The 5,804-nt window shown below is 25.3% G+C and carries 7 protein-coding genes; 2 read left to right on the top strand and 5 right to left on the bottom strand.

All coding sequences use genetic code 11. The features are described from left to right. The 5 genes from ACMOUI_RS03000 to ACMOUI_RS02980 all read right to left on the bottom strand — a co-directional run. A partial coding sequence (locus tag ACMOUI_RS03000; RefSeq protein WP_418964266.1) for a RepB family plasmid replication initiator protein occupies positions 1-259 on the bottom strand: 259 nt, incomplete at its 3' end. Between the two features lie 670 nt (positions 260-929). Further along, positions 930-1,151: a hypothetical protein gene (locus ACMOUI_RS02995; protein ID WP_418964265.1), complete on the bottom strand. Its 222-nt coding sequence runs from the start codon at positions 1,149-1,151 to the stop codon at positions 930-932. 23 nt (positions 1,152-1,174) lie between these two features. Continuing rightward, positions 1,175-1,642: a hypothetical protein gene (locus ACMOUI_RS02990; protein ID WP_418964264.1), complete on the bottom strand. Its 468-nt coding sequence runs from the start codon at positions 1,640-1,642 to the stop codon at positions 1,175-1,177. Further along, entirely contained in the window at positions 1,614-2,753 is a 1,140-nt protein-coding gene (locus tag ACMOUI_RS02985) for a relaxase/mobilization nuclease domain-containing protein (RefSeq protein WP_418964263.1), read from the bottom strand. Before ACMOUI_RS02985 ends, ACMOUI_RS02990 begins: the two co-directional genes overlap by 29 nt. Beyond that, positions 2,732-3,013: a plasmid mobilization protein gene (locus ACMOUI_RS02980; protein ID WP_418964262.1), complete on the bottom strand. Its 282-nt coding sequence runs from the start codon at positions 3,011-3,013 to the stop codon at positions 2,732-2,734. Before ACMOUI_RS02980 ends, ACMOUI_RS02985 begins: the two co-directional genes overlap by 22 nt. A gap of 258 nt (positions 3,014-3,271) precedes the next feature. Here ACMOUI_RS02980 and ACMOUI_RS02975 point away from each other — a divergent pair, with 258 nt between their 5' ends. Both ACMOUI_RS02975 and ACMOUI_RS02970 read left to right on the top strand, forming a co-directional pair. Beyond that, positions 3,272-3,535 (top strand): hypothetical protein, encoded by a 264-nt coding sequence (locus tag ACMOUI_RS02975; protein WP_418964261.1) that lies wholly within the window; start codon positions 3,272-3,274, stop codon positions 3,533-3,535. Between the two features lie 3 nt (positions 3,536-3,538). Next, positions 3,539-5,290: an AIPR family protein gene (locus ACMOUI_RS02970; RefSeq protein ID WP_418964260.1), complete on the top strand. Its 1,752-nt coding sequence runs from the start codon at positions 3,539-3,541 to the stop codon at positions 5,288-5,290. The last annotated feature ends 514 nt before the right edge of the window (positions 5,291-5,804 follow it).

Genomic DNA, 5,804 nt, shown 5'->3' with positions numbered 1-5,804 from the left:
TATTAGGACTTATTTCAAATTGATAATTAAGTTGTGCTAATTTTTTATTTAAATTATCTACGTGTAATTTTACTCTCTTTGGATTTTTTACTTCTCCAATCAAAAATTTTATATCATCAAAAGAAATTTTTATTTCATTAGTTCCTTGTTCTTTTAATTTAAAACAAATCGAAAAAAATAAATCTAACTCTTTTGTTGAAAAAACTCCAAGATTGACTTTATTCATATCATTGTGATATTTTACAACATCTCTAGACAATTATACCCCTCCATTTTTATTTTTAATTATCCACAAATAGTAGTCTTATTAGTTATTAAACCTTTTATGAATCAAGATTACCACACTAAAGGCTACTTGTCAAATTTTAAGTAGCCTTTTACCCACAATTGGTAGTCTCATTACCCACAATTGGTAGTCTCATTACCCTATTAACCTCAGTAAAATCAACGTTAATCTAAAGCCTAAATCTTTTAAAGATTATTTAAAGAATAAAAGATTCTTTTTAAAGAAACAATAGCAGACTTTTATTTTTAAAAAATAAAAAAGAGAGAGTTTGCCGACTCTCCCTTTTTTGGTTTAATTATAATGCAATTTTGTTTACCAAGACAAACAAAACAACCAGTATAATAAACCTAAACAGTTTTGAATAAATATAACTCACCTCCTTTCAATGAGGCTTGAATATTATATCATAATTTTATTGAATTTTTTGAAATTTTTAAGTATAATATAAACACCAAGAAACAGTTGGAATAAATATAACTCGATGAGCTAATTGCCGTTAGCTCATCTTTTCTTTTTTGTAAACTTCATTTTAAAAAGCTAAACAAAATCGATTTTAACCGCACTAAAATCGATTTTAAATATACTTGCGACAGTTTTACGATAAAAACCTCAAAGAAAGGTTCTCATAGCCTTAAAATCGATTTTACAAAGAATTTGATAATTTGATTTTTTTAGTTTTAATTTGAAATAAATTTAGTTTATTTTTATTAAAAATTGCTATTTTTGAATAAGTGAAAATATTTTTTATAAAAATTCCATGATCAATTCCAATTGAATTACATTTGCAAAATTGAAATTCTTTTTTACTAGAACTTGGATATAAGAAATCTTTACAAATAGGACATATAACTCCTTCAATTATCATAAAAAACCTCCACAAATTTAAAATTATTTAAATAAGTTATTCCAAACAGTTTGCCAAAATCCAATCAAATAAGTTGTTTCATCCTCTAGTTTTTTAGGGACATTTCTTTTTTCTGCGTCTTGGATGTATAAAGCGTTATCTTTTTTATCAAAATAAAACTTTGCTTCTCCTCTCTGAACTCTGTCTATTTGCATAAGCTTTTCATAGATTTGACTCTCTCTAACTATTAATTTTTTGTTATAATTAAGATTTGTAACCCATAAGAAAAATCCAATAATTACTCCGTTAAGAATAAAGCTGATCCCTCCAACTTTTAAAAGATTTTTCCAAAAGTTTTCTCGATATTTATCTCTGATATTTTCCAAAACATTTTTACTTTCAGTGTTAAAGTTAGTAACAATAGTGTTTGCATTATCTAGAACCTTAGTATTATCTTTAATTTTTGTTTCTAGGTTAGAAATATTAGTCAGTAATGTCGAAGCCTCTGTCATTAGGTTTTCGTTTGATTTTATTAGAGCTTCTTTGTTGTTGTTCATTTCTTGATTTAAGTTCTCGTTCGCTTTCTTCAGCCAATCGCTTTGACTCTCTTTCATGTCTTTTATCATCAAGGGTATTGACTCTTCTAAGTCCAAAACTTTCTCTAAAGCTTTCTCTAGTGATGATTCCATTTTGTTGTATTGCTCTATCATCAACTTTAGTTCTAAATCCTGTTTCCTGTTGGTGTTCTGATAGTTCATTAGTAGTTCTTTCAATTGGTTGTTTTCCTGTATTAACTCTTGATAACTCTGGTCTTTCATATTGTTCTCTTGCTTTAGAAAATTCATTTTCTAGTCCCTCCTTACTCAATATTTCATGATTAAAAGTTTTACCTAAAGTATTTAATCTAAACTTATTTTTCTTTCCAGTTAAAATATTTTCTGAAACTGTGAAAGTAATATTTTTCTTATGATCTTGCCAATCTACTTGATAACCTTTTGAATCCATTTTTTCAATAAACTCATTTTTATTTTGGCAGCACGTTGATATTTCTAAAATTGAATTAACAAGATTTAAACTATCGTTTGGAACATCTTTATTTTCTAAAGATTTTTTAATAGCCATATATTGTTCTTTTTTCCAAGCGATGATTTTACCTTGTTCAGTTGTTTTTTGAGGTATTTCTAATCCATGATCTTTATTAATTTCATTAGAAATTTCTTTCCATTTTTCTAAATCATTTCTTGAGCATTGGAATTTATGTCCGTCAACATAAGAAACTGAATTAACAATCACATGACAATGGGTATGTTTTTGATCTGTATGAACTGCTAAAAAAACCTCGTTATCTTTTATAACTTTATTACAAAATTTTTCTGTAAGTTCAAGAGCTTCTTCAGGAGTAACTTCTCCTTCTTTAAAAGATTGGACATAATGAAGATATTGGCGACCATTTTCTTTATTATAAAACTCTTTAGTGTTTTGAAAATCATTAAAGGCTTCTTTCCAATCATTAGAACAATAAATTCCTTTTGTTAAATCTGCTTTTTTTCCCACATATTCTAACGCAGATTTAGCTCCACCACTTTTGGAACTTGGATTACCTATTCCTTTAAGGATTGCCATAGCTCATTCAGCTCCTTTTTTATAGTTTCTACATCATCAGAATAATGACTTTTTTTAGCTATTTGATTAAGGTTATTTGAAGCTATTTTTAGAGTCCTAAAAATCTCCTTTAATGTTGTGTTATATTCTTCAATATCTGTAGCTAAATTTTTTCTTAAAAGTTCTCTAAAAAATTGGTTTTGGGTACATTCCAAAACTTTGCATTGTTCTACTAATAAATTGTAATCATCTTCATCAAGTCTTACTGTTAATTTTTTCATCTTTTCAACTCCTTTAAAAGTTAAATAAAAAGTACCCATTTTATATGGAAATTTTTATTTAACTTAATGGGGGGATTAAAGGGGGGCTATGCCCCACCTTTACAAGTTCTACTTTGACGACTAAAACGAAGTTTTTGACGGCAAAAGTAGTAAACTTGCCCTAGTAATTTTCCACCTCAATTATATCAGATACTATTGACACTTGTAAACATTAATACTATACTTAGATTAATAAAAGTAAAAAGGGGGAAATTACGAATGATTGAAAATAATTGTAATGAGCAAAAAAAGAAAAAAACTTTTACAGAATTAAAAGAAGAAATTAAGCAACAAAAACAGAAAGCTATTAGAGAAGCAAATAAGAAAATAAAGGCTCTTGAAAAAAAAGAAAAAGAACAGAAATTAAAACCATATTTCAAATTGGTTGAAAAATATATTGATAATATTTCAGATAAAGATTTAGAAATTATGATGAATTATATAGAAACAAAATTTGGAAAAAATTATAATGAGGAGTGTTAGGATATGATTATAACATCTAAAATAAAAAAAGAAATAGAATTACTAGAACATCCTTATTCTATTCAAGATACACATTTTAAAGAAGCTAATGGTTTTATGTTTTTTTCTTTAAAAAGTATATTTGATTTCATGGAAAGAGAAGAAATAGAAAATGGTATAGTTGATAGCTCATATAGATTTGAACAACACGATTATGGAATAGATGCTTTATATATCATCGGAGATGGAAAAAATATAGAATCGTTTGAAGAGTTAGAAAATTTTAATAAAAATACTAAATTTGAATTTCATATTTTTCAATTTAAAAAAGGAAAATCAATAGATGCTGAAACTATATTAAAATTATATGAAGGAATTAAAAAAGCTTTTTTAGAAAATGATATTGATCATTCATTAAATAGTTATATGGTCGATAAATTTAATGAATTAGAAAAAATTAGGGCTAAAATAATAGATGACTTTATTTGGAAAAACGTTAGTGTACATGTCAATTTATGTTATACAGGGGTTTCACAGAACCTAAAAAAAGATCCTATTTTATTTCCTAAATTTGAAAGTATAAAAGCTATATTAAATGAAAATTGCTATGAGAATGTTTATTTAAATATATATGGTGGATCAGAGTTAATTAATAAAAATCAAGAGCCTCAAAAAATAGAAAGTATTCTCTCTTATGAAAATTCATTTAAATACATTACAGAAGATAAAGATGGAAACAAAATTAATGGTTATGTTGGAATTATAAAAGCTAGTGAGATAGCTAGTTTAGTTGAAAAATTTTCAACTCAAATATTTGAATTAAATATTCGAGATTACTATCCAAATAATAAGATTAATGAAAAAATAAAAAATACATCTTGTGATGAAGAAGAGGGTAAATATTTATGGAGTTTTAATAATGGTTTAACAATAATAGCTAAAAGTGTAGAGGAATTACCAAATCAAAAATGGAAATTAGATGGAATACAAATTGTTAATGGGTGTCAAACATCTAATAGTATCTTTAATGCTGGAGATAAATTAAATCCAGACGCGAGCTTAATAGTCAAAATTATTGAAACGGCTAATCAAGATTTAATATATAAGATAACAGAAACAACTAACGCTCAAACAGAAATAAAAGTATTTAGCTTAAGAGCTAATGAAAGTATTCATAAACATATAGAAACATTTTTCTTGGATCATGATATTTATTATGAAAGACGTATTAATTTTTATAAAAATAAATATAAAAGTCCAATAATATCAATTCAAAAATTATCACAAATATATTATAGCATTATAGAACAAAAACCAAGTATAGCTAGAGCCAATCCTAAAAAAATATTTACAGAAAACTATGATAGAGTATTTGAAATCAATCACGAAAAAGATTTTTCATTTAATTTATATTTAATACCAGTATTAATATATTTAAAAATTGAAAAATTAATAAGAAGTTATTCAAGAAAAAGTGATGTAGATATGTATAAAAAAGGATTAATGTCATATGGAAAATTTCATTTAAGTTTATTGCTTTTAAATAAAATGCTTAATTGGAAAATTTCAAAAAAATCATTAAAAGAACAGAGTCAAAATATTATAACATTATTAAACAATACGGACGATACTCTTATAAAAGAATATTTTGAAGAATGTTTAGAGATTTTTGAAAAAGTAACCAAAAAAGTAGCTGGAACAACAAAAAAAGAAGTTATAGCAACAACATTAAAAAAAGCTGATTTAGATAAGGCATTAAAAGAATATAAATACTAAAAATAATGTGAAGATAATAGTAAAAAAACTCCCATCAATGTGGGTTTCCATCAAAAAATATTTTTTCCTGATAGGATCCTTAGGGAGGGTACTAAATTTAGTGTAAATTAACTTCTTAGCTATCAAATTTTAAATGTTCAAATAGACTATCTTAGATTGGAGACTTTAAAAGTACGTTCTTCTAAGATAGTTTTTTTATCTCAAATAATTAACTAGTCAAAGAGATTATAACTTTTAAATAAAAAAACTACTTTCTAACGAGTAGCCGTTGATTTCATTGAGAAAGTTGTAAATTTGGTGCGAAGGACAAAAAATCAACGCGAGGTCTAAAGTAATTTGAAATAATTTATTTTAAGTGATATACTAAAATTAATTGAAAATTTTAATACAGGAGATTATATGGAGGGAAAAATAAAAATTACCAATCCAAATACCAAAATTTCGCTAAATTTGGAAATTCATTTATACAATAGAAAATTAATTAATGAACGAAATACATTTAAAAGTTCTAATT

The organism is Cetobacterium sp., assembly GCF_048470075.1.
Lineage (GTDB): Bacteria > Fusobacteriota > Fusobacteriia > Fusobacteriales > Fusobacteriaceae > Cetobacterium_A.
Note: the sequence above shows the minus strand (reverse complement) of the source record. Positions and strands in the feature narration are given on the sequence as shown.